Source organism: Microbacterium sufflavum (assembly GCF_023101165.1).
Lineage (GTDB): Bacteria > Actinomycetota > Actinomycetes > Actinomycetales > Microbacteriaceae > Microbacterium > Microbacterium sufflavum.
In genome coordinates, this window is sequence record NZ_CP078076.1 from 612,421 (window position 1) to 631,284 (window position 18,864).

The following is an 18,864-nucleotide window of genomic DNA, read 5'->3' on the forward strand; positions in this document are numbered from 1 at the left end:
CGCGCCTCGGCCCGATGAGCCGCACGGATCGGAGGAGTCGTGTGCGCGCAGGTCGAGAGCGGCGGGGCGGGTCAGGCTCCCAGGCGCACCATGGCCGCGTCGAACTCGGCGGCGGAGGCGTCGCTGACCGGGTTCGACAGCACCTGGTCGAGCACGTCGGGGGCGGCGGTGAAGTAGGGCACGCCGGCGCGTCGGAGGCCGACCAGATCCTCCGCCGACCGCAGCGACGCGGCGAGCACGTTCGAGTCGGTCCCCGCGCACATCTCCTGCATCCGCGCGATCACGACCTCGCCGTCGACGCCCGCGTCGCGCATCCGGCCGAGGTAGGGGGCGAGGTACCGGGCGCCGATCGCGGCGCCCGCGAGGGCCTGTGCCACGGAGTACACGGCCGTGACGAGCACGGTCGCCCCGTCGCGCACGAGGGCGGACGCGGCCGCGAAGCCGTCGGGCGTGGCGGGGACCTTCACCGCCACCCGGTCGCCCAGCGCCCGGATGCCCTCGGCGTTGCGCAGGAAGGAGGCGGTGTCGCCGCCCCAGGTCTGGAAGAACACCTCGCGGGCACCCTCCTCGACCCATCGGGCGTAGAGGTCGGGGATCTCCGCGGCGGTGCGGCCGCCCCGTTCGAGGATCGTGGGGTTGGTGGTGACCCCGTAGACCACGCCCGCGGCGAGCAGCCGGGAGACGCGGTCGACGTCGGCGCTGTCGACGTACAGGCGGGGCGCGATCGGGGTCATCGGGGTCTCCTCGCGGGAACCTGTCGTTACAGGTTCGGTTTCGGCTAATGTAATGACAGCTCCGAGCCTAGTCAACGCCACCGGAGCGCCCGCGCTGTCGAGGAGGATCAGGAGCGAGATGACACCCGCACACCCCGGCGACCGCACCGGCGTCGTCATCGTCGGCAGCGTCACGGCCGACGTCACCACCTTCTCCGGTCGGCTGCCGGCCCGCGGCGAGACCATCCTGGGCGACGAGTTCACGCTCATGCTCGGCGGCAAGGGGGCGAACCAGGCGGTCGCGGCCGGACGCTCCGGTGCACGCACGAGCTTCGTCGGCTGCGTGGGAGACGACCTGTTCCACGACCTCGTGGTGGACGGGCTCACGGCCGCCGGCGTCGACCTCACCCACCTGCGCACGGTCCCCGGCCCCACGGGCATCGCGCACATCCGCGTCGACGCGTCGGCGCAGAACGACATCGTGATGGTGCCGCTCGCGAACGCCGCGCTCAGCACCGCGCAGATCGACGAGGCGCTCACCACCCTCGCCCCCACCACCTCCGTCCTGCTGACCCAGCTGGAGACGCCGTCGGCGCTGACCGCCCACATCACGGCCCGCGGGCGGGAGCACGGCATGACCGTGATCCTCGACCCCGCCCCCGCCGCGGAGCTCCCGGCCGCCCTCTGGCGCAGCATCGACATCGTCACGCCCAACGAGACCGAGGCGTCGCTCATCAGCGGCATCGAGGTGACCGACGCGGTGTCGGCCGAGCGCGCGGGCCGCTGGTTCCTCGCCCAGGGCGTGGGCGCCGCGGTCGTCACGCTCGCCGGACAGGGGTCGTGCGTGGTCACCGCGGAGGGCGCGACGGTCGTCCCTCCGTTCCCCGTCGAGGCCGTCGACACCACCGCCGCGGGCGACGCCTACGCGGGCTACCTCGGTGCCGCCCTCGCGAGCGGCAGCACCCTCACCGACGCCGTGCGCCTGGCGACCGCCGCCGGCGCCCTCGCCGTCACGAAGCAGGGCGCGTCGCCGAGCCTTCCGCACCGCGCCGAGGTCGACGCGTTCCTCACCGAGCGCGACACCGCCCCCGTCGCGAACTGACCAGCCAGGAGCACCGATGCGCAAGACGTCTACCACGATCAACCCCGCCCTGTCCCGGGTGATCAGCGAGACCGGCCACACCGACACGATCGTCGTGACCGACGCCGGCCTTCCCATCCCCCCGGGGTCGGAGCGCATCGACCTGGCCTACCGCCCGGGCGCCCCCGCCTTCCTCGACGTGCTCGACACCGTGCTCGCCGAGCTCGTGGTGGAGGGCGTCACGGTATCCGCGGAGGTCGCGGAGAAGAGCCCGGAGGTGCTGGATGCCCTGCGCGAGCGCTTCGCCGGGATGGGCTTCGAGATCGAGCTGGTGCCGCACGTCGAGTTCAAGCAGCGCACCCGCACGGCACGGGCGTTCGTGCGCTCCGGCGAGTTCACCCCGTATGCGAACGTGATCCTGCACGCGGGGGTGGCGTACTGATGACCACCGTCGAGGACGCGATCGACCGCCACTCCGCCGCCCCCATGTACGACCAGCTGCGGCAGCTGATCATCGACGGCATCGCCCGCGACGGCCTGCAGCCCGGCGACCCGCTGCCCGGCGAGCACCGCCTGTGCGAGCGCTACGGCATCTCGCGCACGGTCGTGCGCCAGGCGCTCGCGCAGCTCGAGCACGAGGGGCTGGTCGAGCGGGTGAAGGGCAAGGGCACGTTCGTCTCCCGCCCGCGCACGAGCGAGAGCCTGGTGCACACCCTCGTCGGCCTGTACGACGACGTGGAGCGTCGCGGCGGGCACGTACACAGCGACGTGCTGCGGCACGAGCAGACCGTGGCCGACGAGGAGGTCGCGCTGGCGCTGGAGGTGCCGGTCGGGTCGCCCGTGGTGGCGCTCGAGCGGCTGCGGCACGTCGACGGGGAGCCCTGGTCGCTGTCGACCACGTGGATGCCCGAGGCCGTCGGCGGGGTCACGCTCGGCGCCGACCTGACCGAGGCGTCACTGTACCGGCTGCTGGCGATGCACGGCATCGTGGCGACGCACGGCGTGCGCTCCGCGGAGGCGACCGTCGCCACGCACGAGCAGGCGCAGCACCTGGGCGTCAGCGCCGGCTCGGCCCTGCTCCGGCTGCGCAGCGTCAGCCGCAGCGAGGACGGCACGCCCATCGAGTACTTCATCGCCTACCACCGCGGCGACCGTTCGCGCTTCGAGTTCCAGTTGCAGCAGGAGCAGTCGCAGGCGTCGCTGCTGCACGTCGACGGCGACGGCGGGGCCTCGCCCGCGGGTACCGTCGGCTGAGGGCAGCCCCACTACGCTCGAAGACATGAGCGACTGGACCAGCACCGCGATCGCCCTGCTGGAAGCCGACGCGAACCGCAGCGCCGACACGCACCTGCACCTGTTCCCGCTGCCGGCCGAGTGGGGCATCGACCTGTACCTGAAGGACGAGTCGGTGCACCCGACGGGCTCGCTCAAGCACCGGCTGGCGCGGTCGCTGCTGCTGTACGGGCTGGTGAACGGGCGCATCCGCGAGGACACGACGCTGGTGGAGTCGTCGAGCGGGTCGACCGCCGTGTCCGAGGCGTACTTCGCGCGGATGCTCGGTCTGCCGTTCATCACCGTGGTACCCCGGTCGACCGTGCAGGAGAAGATCGACCTGATCGAGTTCTACGGCGGGACCTGTCACTTCGTAGACCGCGCGGAGGACATGTCGCCGGAGGCCCAGCGCCTGGCGTCGGTGTGCGGCGGCCACTACCTCGACCAGTTCACGTTCGCGGAGCGCGCGACCGACTGGCGCGGCAACAACAACATCGCGGAGAGCGTGTTCAGCCAGCTCGCCCAGGAGCGGCATCCGATCCCGCGGTGGATCGTCATGGGTGCGGGCACCGGCGGCACGAGCGCGACCTTCGGCCGCTACGTGCGCTACCGCCGGCACGACACCCGGATCGCGGTGGTCGACCCCGAGGGCTCCGCCTTCTATGACGGATGGGCCGGGACCGTCGACCCGCCCGCCGGGCGCCCGAGCCGCATCGAGGGCATCGGCCGCCCCCGCGTGGAGGCATCCTTCGTCCCGACCGTGATCGACGAGATGATCCAGGTGCCCGACGCGGGCTCGATCGCCGCGATCCGCCTGCTGCGCGAGCGCACACTGCACTGGGCTGGCGGCTCCACCGGCACCAACCTCTCCGGTGCGTTCCAGCTCATCGCCCGCATGCGTGCCGCGGGCGAGACCGGCAGCGTCGTGACCCTCATCTGCGACAGCGGCGTGCGCTACGCCAACACCTACTACTCCGACGAGTGGGTCGCGCAGCAGGGGTGGGACCTCGCCCCGCACCGCGCCCGCCTGGAGCACTTCCTCGCGACCGGGGTCTGGGCGGACTGACGCTCGCGGTGCCGGGTCAGCCGAGCTCGCCGGAGCCGTAGGGTCGCACCGGCTGCTGCTTCTGGAACTCGTATTCCCCGCCCTGGCGCCCGCCGAACGGACGACCGTGGTCGGCGAACTCCTCCCGGTAGTAGGCGAGGCGCCAGGTGCCCAGCTCGATCCGCGAGCCCGTGCGGAGGATGCGCGCGCCGTCCGAGCTGTGCGGCAGGTTCGGCCACCCGCCGCCGGTGGGGGCGTGCGGGTACAGCACGTACTCGTCGTCCTCGTTGTGCCGGATCTCGGCGTGCACCGCTTCGAGTCCGTCGAGCCGCAGATCGGCGTCGGGACTCGAGCCGATCACGGTCCGGTCGGGCAGCAGGTCGAACTCGCGCGGACGGCTGCGGTCCCAGTCGCCCGAGCCGACCGAGAAGATCAGGCGCGGGCGTCCCGAGCCGGGCAGGTAGTGCGTCGTGGTCACGCGGCGGCGGACGTGGCGCACCACGGTGGGCACGAGCGGGAACAGCGTGCCGGGCGGGATGGAGAGCAGCGAGCCGCCGCCGCGGTCGCGGTCGCGGCGCTGCAGTTCCGTCAGCAGCGTGGTGAGGTGGCCGAGCCGGATGTGCGGTGATCCCGCGACCGCGCGACCCACGGGTCCCGACCGCACGTCGCCGAACTCCACCAGGGTGCCGCGCGGTCCCTCCACCCGCACCCGGATGCCGCGGCGCGCGAGGCCGTCCGCGACGGGGGCGAGCTGCGCGAGGTCGCGGCGACCCATGCCGCCGAGGGTGGACGTGTCCGCGATCGTGACGACGACCTCGCGTCCCGCCGCGTGCACGGTGAACCGCGTGGGGGTGTCGTCGTCCGGGCCGCGGTGCTCGACCTCCAGGTCGATGTCGAGGCGGATCATGGTCGTATCCGCTCAGGCGGCGTGCGGTCCGTCGGTGGCGCGGTCGCTCGTGGTCACCCGCAGGGTGCCGGTGAACTTCCAAGTGGCGCGGGGCGCGTCGGGGCCGATGTCGCGCGGCACCTCGACGGTCATGTCCTCGAAGGTGTAGTTCACCGCCGCTCCTCGGCCGGTCAGGTACGCCCACATCTCCCGGCCGAGATCGGTCCAGTCGGTGATGGAGGCGCCGGTCGGGCCGGTGGAAGACGAGAACAGTTCGGCGGGGTGGTTCGTGTCGCTCATGGCGTGCTCCTTTGCCGGGTCCGGGTGTGTGGATGCGATTATGCGCGCGGTCCCGATCGATGTCCATCAGTTTCTGGGCACCGTCTAAAAAAGCACCACCGGAACCGGAGAGTGCCGACAAGATCGGGTTCGGGTGCATCCGCCGACCGCCCTCACCCGGAATAAGGGGGCAATGGGTGGCGACCGCCGCCCCTGTTCAAGGAGGAGCATCGTGCGAAGAATCACCACAGCCGGCCTCGTCGTCGGACTACTGGCCGCAGCGGCCCTGGCCACGCCCGCGACCGCCGCGACCACCGGCAGCGCCCAGCTCTCGGTGCTGCACGCCATCCCGAACACCCCGGTCGACGTGTACGTCAACGGCGAGCGCACCATCGACGACTTCCAGCCCGGCTCACTGGCCGGTCCGCTGGAACTCCCCGCCGGCAGCTACGAGGTCGCGCTGACGGCGCCGGACGCGGCCGACGCGAGTGCGCCCGTGCTCGGCCCGGCGACGCTGACCCTCACGGCCGGTGCCAACTACACCGCCGTCGCGCACCTCACCGAGGCGGGCGACCCCGGGCTGAACCTCTTCACGAACGACACGTCCCCCACCGCACCCGGCCAGGGGCGGCTCACGGTCCGTCACGTCGCGGCCGCGCCCGCCGTCGACATCCTCGCCGGCGGCTCACCGGTGGTCGAGGACCTGACCAACCCGAACGAGGCGACGCTGAACCTGCCCGCCGGGAACGTCTCGGCCGCCGTCGCCCTCGCCGGCACCACCGACCCCGTGCTCGGCCCGCAGGACGTGGCGGTGCAGGACGGCGTGCTCACGATCCTGTACGCGTGGGGCAGCGCCGAGGAGGGCACCCTCGCCATCGCCGCACAGACGGTCTCGGGACTGCACACCAACCCCGGCGGCGTGCCCTCCGGCACCGCGGGCTACGCGGCGCAGCGGGACGCCGACACCGCCATCGTCCTGGCGACGGCACTGATCGGCCTGGCGATGATCGCGGCTGCGGGTGCGACCGTCGCCGTGCGCCGTCAGCGGATCGCGCGCCGATGAGACCGGGGGCGCTGCGCCGCCGCATCCGGCGAGGACTCCTCGCCGGATGCGGTGCCGCGTGCGCGGCGCTCCTGATCGCCTGCACCCCCGTGGGGGCGGGCGAGGTGATGACGTCGGATCCCCCCTCCGACCCCCCACGCTCGCCGTCGCCTGCCCCCACCTCGACGCTGCGCCCGGAGACGCACTCCGCCGAGCTGCCCCCACCGCAGCCCACGACCCCTCCGACCCGGCTGCGCATCCCCGACCTCGGTGTCGACATGACCGTGGTCGATGTGGGAGTGGAGCCGACAGGGCAGATGCAGCTCCCGGAGGACCCGGCGGTGGCGGGGTGGTACCGGTACGGCGCCGATGCCGCCAGCACGGCCGGACTCGTCGTGCTGGCCGCGCACGTAGACGCCGTCGGATACCCCATCGGCCCGCTCTCCCGGTTGCGCGAGCTCGGCGCCGGAGCGACCGTCGAGGTGACCGACGCGAACGGCGTGCCCCGGACCTACGCGGTGGAGTCGCTGGCCTTCTACGAGAAGGCGGCTCTCCCCACCGGGGAGCTGTTCGCCAGGGAGGGCCCGCCCGGCCTGGTCCTCATCACGTGCGGAGGACCCTTCGACAGCACGACCGGTCACTACCGCGATAATGTCGTCGCCATCGCACGGCCCGCCTGAGCACCCGCACCCGACGCCCCGAACGGAAGGGAGGCGCGCATGACCTCCGCGGACGACCCCGACGACGAGACGCAGCTCAACGAGCGCTTCGTCCGGGGCGACGAGGATGCCCTCGCCGAGCTGTATCGGCGGTGGTCGCCGGTGGTGTTCACGCTCGCGTTGCGCTCCCTCGGCGATCGCGCCGACGCCGCCGACGTGACGCAGCGCACGTTCGTGTCGGCCTGGACGTCGAGAACGGGGTACGACCCGTCGAAGGCCCGCCTGAGCACGTGGCTGGTGACCATCGCCCGGCGCCGCATCGCCGACATGCACGAGTCGCGGGCCCGCATCCAGCGGCTGCAGGAGGAGATGATGCGCGTCACCTCTCCCGACGATCTCGTCAGCGCACCGGTCGACCTGTCGCAGTCCATCCTGATCGCGAACGAGATGCGGCAGCTGCGACCCGAGGCGCGCGAGGTCATGCGGCTGGCGTTCTTCGACGACCTGACGCACGAGGAGATCGCCCGGCGGCTGGACATGCCTCTGGGTACCGTGAAGAGCCACATCCGCCGGAGCCTCTCCCGTATGCGCGACCGATTGGAGGTCAACCGTGTCGCACCTTGACCCCGAGCAGCTCGCCCTGCTCGCGCTCGGCGAGCCGGTCGCCTCCGAGCGCGAGCGCGCGCACCTCGACCAGTGCCGGGCGTGCGCCGCCGAGATCGCCGACCTCGCCCACGCGGCGGGTGTCGCGCGGGCGACCGTCGCCGACGCGGAGCTGGAGTCGCCGCCCGCCGACGTGTGGGCGCGCATGCACGACGAGCTGGGCCTGCCGGAGCGGCTCCGGGCCGACCCTCTCCGCCCGGCGGAACCGACAGCGGGCGAGCCGCCCTCCGCCCCACGCCCACAGCGCAGAACCGCCGCCCGCTGGTGGGTGCTCGCCGCCGTCACGGTCCTCGTCGCCACCGTGGGCGTGAGCACGTGGACGGCGATCTCGGCCGCGCTCCGGCCGGTCACGGTCGCCACGGCGACGCTCGACCCGTTCCCCGACCACCCCGATGCGATCGGCACGGCAGAGGTGGACGAGGACCGCGACGGCGCGCGCACCCTCACGGTGTCGCTCGACGGCGAGGTCGGCTCGGAGGACTACCGGGAGGTCTGGCTCATCCGCAACGACGGGAAGGCGCTCATCAGCCTCGGCGTGCTCGACGCCGCGACCGGCGCATTCGCCATCCCCGCGAACGTCGACCTCGACGAGTACGACCTCGTCGACATCTCGTTCGAACCCGTCGACGGCGACCCGGCCCACTCGGGGAACTCCATCGTGCGCGGCACGCTCGACTTCAGCTGAGCGGAGCGCACGACGCCCGCGTCAAGGGCATGTCCCGAACGCCGAACGCCCCCTACGCTGAGGCCATGACCACACTCATCCTCACTGTCGCGGGTGCCGACCGCCCGGGACTCGTCGCGGCGGTCGCCGACGTCGTCGACGCCCACGGCGGCAACTGGGAGAACAGCTCGCTGGCCGAGCTCGCGGGAACGTTCGCGGGCGTGATCGAGGTGTCGGTGCCGACCGACCGCGCGGGCGACCTGGAGACCGCGCTCCGGGCGATCCAGGGTCAGGGGCTCCTGACGCTGTCGGTGCTCACCGGGACCCGCGGCGTGGCGGAGGAGGACGAGGAGCGGCTGCTGGTGATGCAGGTGCTCGGCAACGATCATCCCGGGATCGTGCGGGAGGTGTCGGCCGTGCTGAACGCGCACGCGCTGAGCATCGAGGAGCTGGCGACCGAGACCCGCGATGCGGCGATGGCGGGCGGGCGGCTGTTCGAGGCGTCGGTGATCGCGAAGGTGCCGCCGACGGTCGACCTCGACGCACTGCGGGCCGACCTGGAGCGACTCGCGACCGAGATCCAGGTCGACATCACCCTCGGCTGAGCGGACCCCGCCGGCGCGCACTCAGGCGGACGGCGTCTCCGCGGTCGGGACGTCGTCGAGCCCGGAGTACCGCCGCACCCAGTACTCGGTGTACGCGACGTGCGCGGATGCCGCGGCCGACGCGGCGACGGGATCGGCGGCGGCGAGGCCCCGCAGGATCGCGCGGTGCCCGGCGTCGGAGTGCACCTTGAGCTCCGCGGCATCGTCGGGCTCCGAGATGCGGTACGCCCGGGAGCGGGAGCGCAGCACGTCGATCAAGCTCGTGAGGGCCTCGTTGCCCGCGACCGCGGAGATGCGCATGTGGAACTCGTGGTCGAGGCGTGACTGCGCCTCGAAGTCGGTCGTGGCCTCGATCTCGTCCAGCACCGCGGCGAGCGCCGCCACGGTGTCCGCGTCGATGCGGGCGGCCGCGAGTGCGGCGGCATGGGGTTCGAGCACCCGGCGCAGCTCCGTCAACTCCAGCACTCCCGCCATGGGCAGCAGCCCGACGGTGAGGGACAGACTGCCGATGAGGTCGGCCGCGCGCAGCTCGCTGACGTAGCTGCCCGAGCCGTGGCGCGTCTCCAGCACGCCCAGCGCCGCGAGCGTGCGGATGGCCTCGCGCAGCGATCCGCGGGAGACGCCGAGCCGTTCGCACAGCTCCCCCTCGCTGGGCAGGCGGTCGCCGGGGCGCAGCGCACCGTCGGCGATCAGCGCCCGCAGGCCGTGCAACGCCGTGTCGAGTGCGCTCATCGTCATCCTCCCTGACACCCCCGCCCCTCGTGCAGTCTGTCGGAACCGCTCCACGCGACAAACTCGTATGACAACTATGTTTCATCTTCGCGGATTCGTAGCCAAAATCGGGGCCTTGTGGCAAAGTTGTGCAACAACTCGCCCCCACTCATCGATGAGGTCCGATGCCCGCTCCGCTGTTCCCCGCTCCGCTCACGCTGAACTCCGGCCTGCGAGCGCGCGACGCCTGGCCTCTCGACCCCGCGGTCGTGCACCTCAACCACGGGTCGTTCGGCGCGGTGCCGTCGGTCGTGGTCGCGCACCAGGACGCCCTGCGTCGCCGCGCCGACCTCAGCCCGGTCGAGTGGTTCCCCCGCATCGCCGAGCGCGTGCAGGACGCCAGGGAGCGCACCGCCCCGTTCGTCGGCGCCCGGGCGGACGACAGCGTCTTCGTGCCCAACGCCTCCGCCGCGGCGACCGTCGTGTACAACGCGCTGCGACTCGAGCACGGCGACGAGATCCTGGTGACGGATCAGGGCTACGGCGCGATCACCATGGGGGCGGAACGCCTCGCCCGCCGCTTCGGGGCGACCGTCCGCACCGTCGCCCTCCCGCTGCTCGCGCCCGACGACGAGATCGTGCAGCTGTTCGCCGACGCCCTCACCCCGCGCACCCGGCTGATCGTCGTCGACCAGATCACCTCGCCCACCGCCCGCCTGCTGCCCACGCGCCGCATCGCCGACCTCGCGGCCGAGCGCGGCGTGCGCACCCTCGTCGACGGCGCCCACGCCCCCGGCCTGATCGCCGACGCCGCCGCGGTCGCGGGCGGCGACTGGTGGTTCGGCAACCTGCACAAGTGGCCCTGCGCCCCCCGCGGCTCGGCCCTGCTCGTCACGGCAGCACCCGACCGCGACGAGCTGTGGCCGCTGATCGACTCGTGGGCCGCCCGCGAGCCCTACCCCGGGCGCTTCGACACCCAGGGCACGATCGACGCCACGACGTACCTGGCCACCCCCACCGCGATCGAGTTCATCGAGGCCGAGTTCGGGTGGGAGCACGCCCGCGCCGCGATGGCCGAGCGCGCCGACGCCGGGGCCGAGCTGATCGCCGAGGCGCTGCGCCCGTACGGCGACGAGGACCCGCTCACCCCGCTGCCCTCCCCCGTGCCGTCCATGCGCCTGATCCGCCTGCCGCTCGGGCTCGGCGCGACGCGCGAGGAGGCCGACGCGCTGCGCATGGACCTGCTCGACGAGGTCGGCGTGGAGACCGCCTTCACGAGCTTCCGCGGGGTCGGCTACTTCCGCCTCTCCGCGCACCTCTACACCGAGGCCTCCGACGTCGAGGCGTTCGTCGAGCGCTGCATCCCCGCGATCCTGCGCCGCGCCGGCATCCGCCCCGCCGACGCCCTCATCCTCCCCTGACCACCCGCACGACCCGACCCACCCGAAACACACCCACCCATCCCCCACCGAGAGGCACATCGTGAAGAACAAGATCTTGACGACCGCAGCGGGAGTCGGCACCGTCGCCGTCCTCGCACTCACCGGCTGCTCCGGAGGCTCCGGCTCGTCCGGCGGCGACGGAGACGTCACCCTCCAGATGGTCGAGAGCCTGACGAACCCGGCGCGCACCGAGCTCATCCGCGGGCTCCTCGACGAGTTCGAGAAGGAGAACCCCGACATCACGGTGAACCTGGTCTCGCCGCCCACCGAGCAGGCCGACCAGAAGATCCAGCAGATGCTCCAGTCCGGCAAGGGCGTCGACGTGCTCGAGGTGCGCGACATCACGGTCGGTCCGTTCGCCAACAACGGCTGGCTGTACGACCTCGGCCCCGACCTGAAGAAGTGGGACGGCTGGGACGCGCTGACCGACAACGCCAAGTCCGCCGGCGTCGCCGAGGACGGCAAGAGCTACTTCGTCCCGTACGGCTTCTACGGCCTGTCGCTGTTCTACCGCACCGACCTCGTGGAGAAGGCGGGCTTCGACGGCCCCCCGCACAGCTGGAAGGACCTGCTGGAGCAGGCGTCCGCCATCCAGGATCCGTCGAACAACATCTACGGCTACGCGTTCCGCGGCGGCCAGAACGCCAACAGCAACGTGGTCGCCGCGATCGAGGCGTACACGATCGACGGGCTCGACACGGAGGACGCGTTCCTCATGGAAGACGGCTCGACGATCTTCGCCGCTCCCGAGGCGCAGGATGCGGTCGACGACTACTTCGACCTGTTCAAGAAAGCCTCGCCGCCGTCCGCCGTCTCCTGGGGCTACCCCGAGATGGTCGCCGGTTTCACGAACGGCACCACGGCCTTCCTGCTGCAGGACCCCGAGGTGATCGCGACCGTGCAGGACTCCTCGCTCACCGAAGACCAGTGGGACACCGCTCCGCTGCTCGTCGGCCCGTCGGGCAAGGCCGCGCAACCGCTCGCCGTCGCCGGCTGGGGTGTCGCGAAGAACAGCGAGCACACCGAGGCGGCGGTGAAGCTGGTCGAGTTCCTGTCGTCGGCCGAGCCCGCGACCGAGTTCGCCCAGGCCAACAGCCTCGTGCCGATCATCGCCGCCGCAGCCGACGACGAGTTCTACTCCACGGGCCCCTGGACCAGCTACGTCACCATGACCGAGGACCCGGACACCTACGTCAACGTGCGCCAGCCGCGCGGCGTGAGCTGGTGGACCGAGTGGATCCAGAAGTCCGACCAGGACGTGCAGAGCGTGCTGCTCGGCACCATGTCGACGAAGGACCTGCTCGCCTCGTGGGATGCGTTCTGGACCGAGAAGTACGCCGCGGAGAAGGGCTGACCCGTGGCCCGCACCATCCGTGAAGGGGGCTCCGTCGGCACTGCCGGCGGGGCCTCCCCGGCACGCGGACGGCGTCGGCCGTTCCGCGGCCGTCACGCCCTGACGCTGCTGGCGTTCCTCGCCCCGGCGATCGTGTTCGTCTGCTGGTTCACCTACTGGCCCATGCTGCAGGGCGCCCGCATGGCGTTCCACGACTGGAACCTGTGGGACCTCACGTCGACCCCGTTCGTGGGCTTCGACAACTTCCTCGCCGTGTTCCGCGACCCGGCGTTCCCGACCGTGGCGTGGAACTCCGTGCTGTGGGTGGTCGGCTCGCTCGTGCCCCAGCTCGTCATCGGCTTCCTCATCGCGCTGGCCCTGCGCAAGCGGTTCCGCTTCCGCGGGCTCTACCAGGCGCTGGTGTTCTTCCCGTGGGCGGTGTCGGGCTTCCTCATCGGCATGCTGTTCCGCTGGATGTTCAACGCCGAGTTCGGCGTGGTCAACGACCTGCTCATGAAGGCCGGCCTCATCGACGCCCCGCTGCCCTGGCTGGCCGACCCGAAGCTGGCGATGTTCGCCGTCATCGTCGCGAACATCTGGTACGGCGTGACGTTCTTCGCGATCATGATCCTCGCGGCACTCCAGTCGGTGCCCGACGAGATGCTGGAGGCGGCGAGCCTCGACGGCGCCGGCAAGGTGCGGCAGCTGTTCTCGATCATCATCCCGTACATCTCGATGACGCTGCTGCTGACGATCCTGCTGCGCGTGATCTGGATCTTCAACTTCCCCGACATCATCTACGCGATGACGAACGGCGGCCCGGCCAACCAGACCCACATCATCACGACGTGGATGATCAACTACACGCAGCAGGGCAACTACGGCATCGCGAGCGCCATCGGGCTCATCGTCGTGGCGTTCCTCATGGTGTTCTGCGCCTTCTATCTGATGGCGATGCGGAGGGTGCAGCGATGACCATCACCTCGACCACCCGGACCGGTTCCTCGATCACCGAGACCCGTCGGATCACGGTGCCCGACCCGAAGGCCGCTCCGCGACCGAGGCCGCGGGTGACCGTCGGCGGTGTCGTGCGCGTGGTCGGGCTGGCCCTGTGGCTCCTGATCACGCTGTTCCCGCTGTACTGGATCACGCTCACCGCGTTCAAGTCGCCGGGGACCATCAACCGCTTCCCGATCGAGTACTGGCCGAGCGAGCCCTCGTTCGACAACTTCACGAGCCTGTTCGAGAAGAGCTCGTTCGGGGTCTTCCTGGCGAACTCGGCGATCGTGGCGGTGTCGGCCGGAGCCGTCGCGACGCTCATCGCCCTGCTCAGCGCCTACGTGCTCGCGCGCTTCGAGTTCCGCGGCAAGGGGGCGATCCTCATCGCGTTCCTGCTGACGCAGATGATCCCCGCGTTCATCGCCCTCGGCCCGCTGTACTCGATGATGACCGACCTGGGCCTCGTCGACACCAAGCCCGGACTCATCCTCGTCTACATCGCGATCTGCATCCCGTTCTCCACCGTGATGCTGCGCGGCTTCTTCGAGAACGTGCCCGACGCGCTGGAGGAGGCGGCGATGATCGACGGCTGCTCGCGCCTGGGGGCCCTGTTCCGGGTGCTGGTGCCGGTCATGACGCCCGGCATCATCGCGGCGTTCATCTTCAACTTCGTCAACTGCTGGAACGAGCTGTTCCTGTCGGTCGTGCTGATGAACACCGACGCGAACCGCACCGTGCCCTCGGCGCTGAACGGCTTCATCTCCACGTTCAACATCGACTGGGGCTCCATGTCGGCCGCGGCCGTGCTGACGATCCTGCCGACCATGGTGATGTTCGCCCTCGCCAGCCGCTGGATCGTGCAGGGCCTGACGGCCGGCGCCGTGAAGGAGTAGCCCGCGCGCGGACGAAGGCCCCCTCTCGCCCATCGCGGGAGGGGGCCTTCGCCTGCCCCGGTCAGACCAGGCGGGACTTCGGGGACACGGAGTACGTGTGCTCGGCGTCGCGGTTCACCGTGTCGCCCAGGGCCTCGTCGATCGCGGACAGCGTGTCGGCGTCGAGCGTCACGCCCGAGGCCTTGACGGTGTCGGCGAGCTGCTCGGGCCGGGAGGCGCCCACCAGGGCCGCCGCGACGTTGGGGTTCTGCAGCACCCACGCGATCGCGAGCTGCGGCATCGTGAGCCCCGCCTGCTCGGCGATCGGCTTGAGACGCTGCACCGCGGTGAGGATGTCGTCCTGCAGGAAGCTCTGGATGAACCCGGCCCCGGAGTTCTGATCGGTCGCGCGCGAGCCCTCCGGCACCGGCTGCCCCGGCAGGTACTTGCCGCTGAGCACACCCTGCGCCATCGGCGACCACACGATCTGCGAGATGCCCAGCTCCTCCGACGCGGGCACGACCTTGCCCTCGATCACGCGCCACAGCATCGAGTACTGCGGCTGGTTCGAGATGAGCTGGATGCCGAGCTGCGTCGCCAGCGCGTGACCCTCGCGCAGCTGCTCGGCCGTCCACTCCGAGACGCCGATGTAGAGCGCCTTGCCCTGCCGCACGACGTCGGCGAACGCCTGGAACGTCTCCTCCAGCGGGGTCTCGTAGTCGAAGCGGTGCGCCTGGTACAGGTCGACGTAGTCGGTGCCGAGGCGCTTCAGCGAGCCGTTGATCGACTCCATGATGTGCTTGCGGCTCAGGCCGGTGTCGTTCGGGCCCTTCGGGCCGGTCGGGAAGTAGACCTTCGTGAAGATCTCGAGCCCTTCGCGGCGCTGGCCCTCGAGCGCCTTGCCGAGCACGACCTCGGCCGCCGTGTTGGCGTAGGTGTCGGCGGTGTCGAACGTGGTGATGCCGGCGTCGAGCGCCGCATGGACGGTCTTGACGGCCGCGTCGTCTTCGACCTGCGAGGCGTGCGTGACCCAGTTGCCGTAGGTGATCTCCGAGACCTTGAGACCACTGTTGCCGAGATAGCGATAGTTGACCATGGATCAACGCTAGTCCCGGCGGCGGACGCTCAGGCCGGTCGGCCGAGGGATTCCCGATACTCGCCCCACGCCGCGCCCAGGCGGCGCACCCCTTCCGTGAGCACGTCATCGGGCGCCGTGAAGGGCAGGCGCACGTGGTCGTCGGGGGCCGTGGGGGACGCGGCGAAGGCGGCGGTGCCGGCGATCGAGACGCCGTGGGTCGCCGCGACGCGGGCGAGAACCGACGCGGACCCCCGGGGCAGCGCGGCCCACAGCGCCAGTCCGCCCCGCGGCGCCACGTACGTCCAGTCGGGCAGGTGCTCGGCCATCAGGTGCTCCAGCAGCCGCAGCCGCTCCCGATGCACGCGGCTGTTGGCCCGCCGCAGCTCGTCGGCGTGCGCGATGAGGTCGAGCGCGAGCAGCTGACCGGGCACGCTCGTGGACTGGTCGGCGAGCTGCCGGGCGCCGCGCAGACGCCGCACCAGCACCGGGTCGGCACGCAGCCACCCGATCCGCAGCCCCGCCCAGGCCCACTTCGACACCGACTCGACGACCATCACGGGGGCGTCCTGCCGCTCCGAGGCCAGCGTGGGCGGCACGACCCCGTCGAACGAGATCCCCGCGACGACGCGGTCCTCGATCACCGGCACACCGTACTGCGCGGCGAGCTCGGCCACGCGGTGCCGGGCCGCGGCGGGCAGGCGCGTGCCCGTGGGGTTCTGGTGGTGGGGGTTGAGCGCCACCAGCACGGGGCGCAGCCGGGCCATCGCCTGCTCCAGCGCGACCACGTCGAGGCCGTCCGCGCCCATCGGCACCCCCTGCACGGTGCCGCCGCGCAGCCCCACGCTGTCGGTCACCCCGGGCCAGGTGATCTCCTCCGCGAGCACGATGTCGCCCGGCTCGACGAGCGCGTTCACCACGAGGCTGATCGCCTGCTGCGCGCCGTGCGTCACCAGGATCTGCTCGGGCGTGGTGGGCGTCCCCTCCGCGCGGTACATCTCGGCGATCAGCTCGCGCAGCACCGGGAGCCCTGCGGGGTCGGTCTCGGGCAGCAGCGCGAGGTCGAGACGCGGCTGATGGTCGCGGATCAGCTGCACGCCGAGCTCCGGGATCTGCGGCACCGTGCGCAGCAGGTCGATCGTGTTCGGCACCGCGGAGAACAGGGCCTCGCCGCGACCGGGACGCGCAGGGGCGGTGGGGGCACCCGTCCCCGCCACGCGGGTGCCGCTCCCCTGGCGGCGCTCCACGAGCTCCTGCTCCGCGAGCACGGCGTAGGCGGAGACGACCGTGCCGCGCGACACCGACACCGCGGACGCCAGGGAGCGCTCGGCCGGCAGCCGGTCGCCCGCGCGGAGCTCGCCGCCCGCGATCAGCGCCGAGATGCCGCGCGCGAGCCGGGTCGCCAGCGTTCCGTCGCCGTGGGTCCAGCGGCCGAGCCGAGCGGCCAGCCCCTCGGTCGACACCTCGCCCGCTCGCACCAGCGGAGTCGCGCGATCCCGGGCCGATCCGTGGTCCATCGGCGCCGCATTGGCCCTGTCATCCGTGTCCATGTGACCCGATTCTGGACCAATGGACACCTCCACCACCACTCTCACGCCGGATCTGGGGCCAATCCCCGCGGATTGGACCATCGACCGGTTGCTCGCTCACCTCGCCGACGACCGTGCGCTCGACGACCCCGCGCTGGTCGGCCCCCTGCGCCGCCTCGACGCCGCGATCACGGGGAGCGACGACGGGCGGCCACTCGCCGCGATCGTGCTCGTCCGCTCCCTGGTCCTCGCCGTCGCCGCGACGCCGGCCCTCCGCGCGCGGACCCTGCACGACGTGCTCACGTCCGCCCGCGCGCGCGGTGCCGGGGTGCCGCGCGACACCCGGGCCCCGCACGTCGCCCCTGCGCAACGCCCCGCCGCTGCCGCGGACACGGGCACCGCGGGGCCGTTCACGGCACCGGGCTCCCCCGCCGGCGCACGGACCCCCGTGCGGGACGCGGATCCCTCAGCCACCGCGGGACGCGCGAGCGGGCGCGAGCGTCAGGTGGCCTGAGCGCCCGGGGTCGTGACGATATCGGCGCGGTCGCGGAAGCCCTCGGCCGTCACCCGGTCGAGCGCCACCTGCTTGCGGATCGCGACGGCCTTCTCGTACAGGCTCGGGTCGCCGTAGCTCGTGAGCACCTTCACCAGCACCGGCAGCAGCTCGATCATGAAGAACAGCGCGGCGATCAGGATGTGCGCCCACAGGATGGCCGGCTCCTTCTCGCTGAGCCGGTTGAGTCCGCTGATCTGGCTGAGCAGCCCCACCGCACCCGCGTTGCCCTGCGCGACCGCATCCGCGCGGGCGTTGTACGCGGCGAGCGCCTGGTCATACGTCTCGCGCGCGGCCGGAAGCTCGTCCTTCGCCTGCTGGCGGTTCTGCGTCTCGGAGGTCGAGGTGTTCTCCTTGGCGGCGGTGCCGGCGGCCGCGAGCTCGTCGTTGGCCGTGCGCAGCTGGGCGGCCAGCGCGTCGTAGGTCTGCTGCGCCTCGGCGAGCTGGGCCTGCGCGGCCTGCGAGCTCGCGCCCTCGCCATTCACCCCGGTGCACCCGGGGACGGTACCAGCGCCCTCGCCCGTCAGCTCGCACTGGTAGAGCACGCGCGCCTGGTCGATCACGGCCTGCTGCGCGGTCATCTTCGCGGTGAGGTCGTCGACCGTGGCCTGCGCGGCCGACTCGCTGGCGGACGACGAGTCGGTGCCCGCGACGATCCCGGTCGCCGCCTGGTTCTCCAGCTCCGAGACCCGCTCGGAGGCGGCATCGAGGGCCTTGCGCTCCGGGCCCGATTCGAGCGCCTCCTGATCGGACTGCGCCTGGACGATATTGGTCGCGGCGACCTCGCGAGAGATGTCGTTGTGGAAGATCTGCAGCACGAGCGGCTCCGCCACGACGAAGCCGATGATGGCCGCCATGATCACCCGCGGGATCGCCAGCCCGATGAGCTTCCACACGTTCCTGGTCGAGGTCATGGTCGAGGTGAGGAACCGGTCGAGGTTGAAGATGATGAGCGCCCACACCACCGCGAGCGGCACCGCGAGCCAGATCGCGGCCTGCACACCCGTGGTCAGCGCGAACAGCATCGAGATCGCGGACACGAGTGCGGTGCCGGCGAGCACGAAGAACATCTGCACGAAGCGGGGCGTCTCGCCGGGCACGCGGTCGAGGATCTCGCCCTCCGCGCCGCCGAGGATCGCGAGGGCGCGGAGTCGCTCGGCGGCCGTGCGGCGACGGCGGGGCGGCCGGGCGCGACGCGCGCGGGCCGGCTGCTCCTCGGTTGCGGCATCGGCGTCGGCGTCCTCCGTCGTCCGCGCGGACTCGGCACGCTCCGGAGCGTCGACGAAGGGGTCGGGGTCGGGTCCCGTCGGCTCGAACTCGCGCAGGAAGTCGAGGTCATCCGTCTCGGCGTTCGGGTCGCCGTCGAGGATGATCCGACCCTGCGAGTCGAAGCGACCCGGGCGATGGGCGGAATAGGGCATCCGGACAGGGTACGAAGCCC

The 18,864-nt window shown here is 71.9% G+C and carries 21 protein-coding genes; 14 read left to right on the top strand and 7 right to left on the bottom strand.

Annotated elements, in window-relative coordinates; genetic code table 11:
• Positions 1–71: 71 nt before the first annotated feature.
• Positions 72–734: a transaldolase family protein gene (locus KV394_RS03160; RefSeq protein ID WP_168442788.1), complete on the bottom strand. Its 663-nt coding sequence runs from the start codon at positions 732–734 to the stop codon at positions 72–74.
• Positions 735–852: 118 nt separating this feature from the next.
• On the opposite strand from KV394_RS03160, the gene KV394_RS03165 reads away from it, so the two are divergent.
• From KV394_RS03165 to KV394_RS03180, 4 genes are read left to right on the top strand one after another with little or no spacing between them, the layout of a single operon-like run.
• Positions 853–1,815 carry a ribokinase gene (locus KV394_RS03165; protein ID WP_247982288.1) on the top strand — a complete coding sequence of 321 codons (963 nt, stop codon included), beginning with the start codon at positions 853–855 and terminating at the stop codon, positions 1,813–1,815.
• Positions 1,816–1,831: 16 nt separating this feature from the next.
• Positions 1,832–2,236 (top strand): D-ribose pyranase, encoded by a 405-nt coding sequence (rbsD, locus tag KV394_RS03170; RefSeq protein ID WP_136045312.1) that lies wholly within the window; start codon positions 1,832–1,834, stop codon positions 2,234–2,236.
• On the top strand, positions 2,236–3,048 hold the full coding sequence (locus KV394_RS03175; RefSeq protein WP_247982289.1) for a GntR family transcriptional regulator: 813 nt from the start codon (positions 2,236–2,238) through the stop codon (positions 3,046–3,048). The genes rbsD and KV394_RS03175 overlap by 1 nt, the downstream gene beginning before the upstream one ends.
• Before the next feature lie 25 nt (positions 3,049–3,073).
• A complete protein-coding gene (locus tag KV394_RS03180; protein ID WP_136029448.1) occupies positions 3,074–4,132 on the top strand; it encodes a PLP-dependent cysteine synthase family protein in 1,059 nt (352 codons plus the stop codon).
• A gap of 16 nt (positions 4,133–4,148) precedes the next feature.
• On the opposite strand, the gene KV394_RS03185 is transcribed toward KV394_RS03180, so the two are convergent.
• Positions 4,149–5,018, bottom strand: a complete 870-nt coding sequence (locus KV394_RS03185; RefSeq protein ID WP_136029446.1) for an FHA domain-containing protein — start codon at positions 5,016–5,018, stop codon at positions 4,149–4,151.
• A gap of 12 nt (positions 5,019–5,030) precedes the next feature.
• A complete protein-coding gene (locus KV394_RS03190; RefSeq protein WP_136045315.1) occupies positions 5,031–5,297 on the bottom strand; it encodes a hypothetical protein in 267 nt (88 codons plus the stop codon).
• A 211-nt stretch (positions 5,298–5,508) separates the two neighbouring features.
• Between KV394_RS03190 and KV394_RS03195 the strand changes: the two genes are divergently transcribed.
• The 5 genes from KV394_RS03195 to KV394_RS03215 all read left to right on the top strand — a co-directional run bounded on the left by KV394_RS03195 (position 5,509) and on the right by KV394_RS03215 (position 8,909).
• Positions 5,509–6,339 carry a DUF4397 domain-containing protein gene (locus KV394_RS03195; RefSeq protein WP_136045316.1) on the top strand — a complete coding sequence of 277 codons (831 nt, stop codon included), beginning with the start codon at positions 5,509–5,511 and terminating at the stop codon, positions 6,337–6,339.
• A complete protein-coding gene (locus tag KV394_RS03200; protein ID WP_247982290.1) occupies positions 6,336–6,998 on the top strand; it encodes a class F sortase in 663 nt (220 codons plus the stop codon). The genes KV394_RS03195 and KV394_RS03200 overlap by 4 nt, the downstream gene beginning before the upstream one ends.
• Positions 6,999–7,037: 39 nt before the next feature.
• Entirely contained in the window at positions 7,038–7,601 is a 564-nt protein-coding gene (locus tag KV394_RS03205) for an RNA polymerase sigma factor (RefSeq protein ID WP_136036703.1), read from the top strand.
• Positions 7,588–8,325 (top strand): anti-sigma factor, encoded by a 738-nt coding sequence (locus KV394_RS03210; RefSeq protein ID WP_247982291.1) that lies wholly within the window; start codon positions 7,588–7,590, stop codon positions 8,323–8,325. The genes KV394_RS03205 and KV394_RS03210 overlap by 14 nt, the downstream gene beginning before the upstream one ends.
• Before the next feature lie 65 nt (positions 8,326–8,390).
• Positions 8,391–8,909: a glycine cleavage system protein R gene (locus KV394_RS03215; RefSeq protein ID WP_136036054.1), complete on the top strand. Its 519-nt coding sequence runs from the start codon at positions 8,391–8,393 to the stop codon at positions 8,907–8,909.
• A 21-nt stretch (positions 8,910–8,930) separates the two neighbouring features.
• On the opposite strand, the gene KV394_RS03220 is transcribed toward KV394_RS03215, so the two are convergent.
• Positions 8,931–9,641, bottom strand: coding sequence for a FadR/GntR family transcriptional regulator (locus tag KV394_RS03220; protein WP_136029435.1), 711 nt, complete (start codon positions 9,639–9,641; stop codon positions 8,931–8,933).
• Between the two features lie 164 nt (positions 9,642–9,805).
• Here KV394_RS03220 and KV394_RS03225 point away from each other — a divergent pair, with 164 nt between their 5' ends.
• The 4 genes from KV394_RS03225 to KV394_RS03240 all read left to right on the top strand — a co-directional run bounded on the left by KV394_RS03225 (position 9,806) and on the right by KV394_RS03240 (position 14,287).
• Positions 9,806–11,041 (top strand): aminotransferase class V-fold PLP-dependent enzyme, encoded by a 1,236-nt coding sequence (locus tag KV394_RS03225; RefSeq protein ID WP_206252525.1) that lies wholly within the window; start codon positions 9,806–9,808, stop codon positions 11,039–11,041.
• Between the two features lie 61 nt (positions 11,042–11,102).
• Complete coding sequence (locus KV394_RS03230; RefSeq protein ID WP_247982292.1) at positions 11,103–12,416, top strand: ABC transporter substrate-binding protein; 1,314 nt, start codon at positions 11,103–11,105, stop codon at positions 12,414–12,416.
• Positions 12,417–12,419: 3 nt separating this feature from the next.
• Positions 12,420–13,370, top strand: a complete 951-nt coding sequence (locus KV394_RS03235) for a carbohydrate ABC transporter permease (RefSeq protein ID WP_136029429.1) — start codon at positions 12,420–12,422, stop codon at positions 13,368–13,370.
• A complete protein-coding gene (locus tag KV394_RS03240) occupies positions 13,367–14,287 on the top strand; it encodes a carbohydrate ABC transporter permease (protein ID WP_205812679.1) in 921 nt (306 codons plus the stop codon). The genes KV394_RS03235 and KV394_RS03240 overlap by 4 nt, the downstream gene beginning before the upstream one ends.
• A gap of 61 nt (positions 14,288–14,348) precedes the next feature.
• Here KV394_RS03240 and KV394_RS03245 read toward each other — a convergent pair whose 3' ends face one another.
• Together KV394_RS03245 and KV394_RS03250 are read right to left on the bottom strand one after the other, a co-directional pair.
• Positions 14,349–15,362 (bottom strand): aldo/keto reductase family protein, encoded by a 1,014-nt coding sequence (locus KV394_RS03245; protein ID WP_136036085.1) that lies wholly within the window; start codon positions 15,360–15,362, stop codon positions 14,349–14,351.
• 29 nt (positions 15,363–15,391) lie between these two features.
• Positions 15,392–16,891 carry an aminotransferase-like domain-containing protein gene (locus KV394_RS03250; protein WP_247982293.1) on the bottom strand — a complete coding sequence of 500 codons (1,500 nt, stop codon included), beginning with the start codon at positions 16,889–16,891 and terminating at the stop codon, positions 15,392–15,394.
• A 19-nt stretch (positions 16,892–16,910) separates the two neighbouring features.
• On the opposite strand from KV394_RS03250, the gene KV394_RS03255 reads away from it, so the two are divergent.
• Positions 16,911–17,384 carry a hypothetical protein gene (locus tag KV394_RS03255; RefSeq protein ID WP_247982294.1) on the top strand — a complete coding sequence of 158 codons (474 nt, stop codon included), beginning with the start codon at positions 16,911–16,913 and terminating at the stop codon, positions 17,382–17,384.
• Here KV394_RS03255 and KV394_RS03260 read toward each other — a convergent pair.
• A complete protein-coding gene (locus KV394_RS03260; protein WP_206252522.1) occupies positions 17,372–18,844 on the bottom strand; it encodes a DUF4407 domain-containing protein in 1,473 nt (490 codons plus the stop codon). The two genes, KV394_RS03255 and KV394_RS03260, sit on opposite strands and share 13 nt — an antisense overlap.
• Positions 18,845–18,864: the final 20 nt, after the last annotated feature.

Bases quoted from the DNA above. Each gene is read 5' to 3' on its own strand.
- KV394_RS03190 (WP_136045315.1), bottom strand. From the start codon at position 5,297: ATGAGCGACACGAACCACCCCGCCGAACTGTTCTCGTCTTCCACCGGC.
- KV394_RS03250 (WP_247982293.1), bottom strand. From the start codon at position 16,891: ATGGACACGGATGACAGGGCCAATGCGGCGCCGATGGACCACGGATCG.
- rbsD (WP_136045312.1), top strand. From the start codon at position 1,832: ATGCGCAAGACGTCTACCACGATCAACCCCGCCCTGTCCCGGGTGATC.
- KV394_RS03200 (WP_247982290.1), top strand. From the start codon at position 6,336: ATGAGACCGGGGGCGCTGCGCCGCCGCATCCGGCGAGGACTCCTCGCC.
- KV394_RS03220 (WP_136029435.1), bottom strand. From the start codon at position 9,641: ATGAGCGCACTCGACACGGCGTTGCACGGCCTGCGGGCGCTGATCGCC.
- KV394_RS03160 (WP_168442788.1), bottom strand. From the start codon at position 734: ATGACCCCGATCGCGCCCCGCCTGTACGTCGACAGCGCCGACGTCGAC.
- KV394_RS03205 (WP_136036703.1), top strand. From the start codon at position 7,038: ATGACCTCCGCGGACGACCCCGACGACGAGACGCAGCTCAACGAGCGC.
- KV394_RS03180 (WP_136029448.1), top strand. From the start codon at position 3,074: ATGAGCGACTGGACCAGCACCGCGATCGCCCTGCTGGAAGCCGACGCG.
- KV394_RS03165 (WP_247982288.1), top strand. From the start codon at position 853: ATGACACCCGCACACCCCGGCGACCGCACCGGCGTCGTCATCGTCGGC.
- KV394_RS03255 (WP_247982294.1), top strand. From the start codon at position 16,911: ATGGACACCTCCACCACCACTCTCACGCCGGATCTGGGGCCAATCCCC.
- KV394_RS03215 (WP_136036054.1), top strand. From the start codon at position 8,391: ATGACCACACTCATCCTCACTGTCGCGGGTGCCGACCGCCCGGGACTC.
- KV394_RS03245 (WP_136036085.1), bottom strand. From the start codon at position 15,362: ATGGTCAACTATCGCTATCTCGGCAACAGTGGTCTCAAGGTCTCGGAG.
- KV394_RS03240 (WP_205812679.1), top strand. From the start codon at position 13,367: ATGACCATCACCTCGACCACCCGGACCGGTTCCTCGATCACCGAGACC.
- KV394_RS03185 (WP_136029446.1), bottom strand. From the start codon at position 5,018: ATGATCCGCCTCGACATCGACCTGGAGGTCGAGCACCGCGGCCCGGAC.
- KV394_RS03175 (WP_247982289.1), top strand. From the start codon at position 2,236: ATGACCACCGTCGAGGACGCGATCGACCGCCACTCCGCCGCCCCCATG.
- KV394_RS03225 (WP_206252525.1), top strand. From the start codon at position 9,806: ATGCCCGCTCCGCTGTTCCCCGCTCCGCTCACGCTGAACTCCGGCCTG.
- KV394_RS03260 (WP_206252522.1), bottom strand. From the start codon at position 18,844: ATGCCCTATTCCGCCCATCGCCCGGGTCGCTTCGACTCGCAGGGTCGG.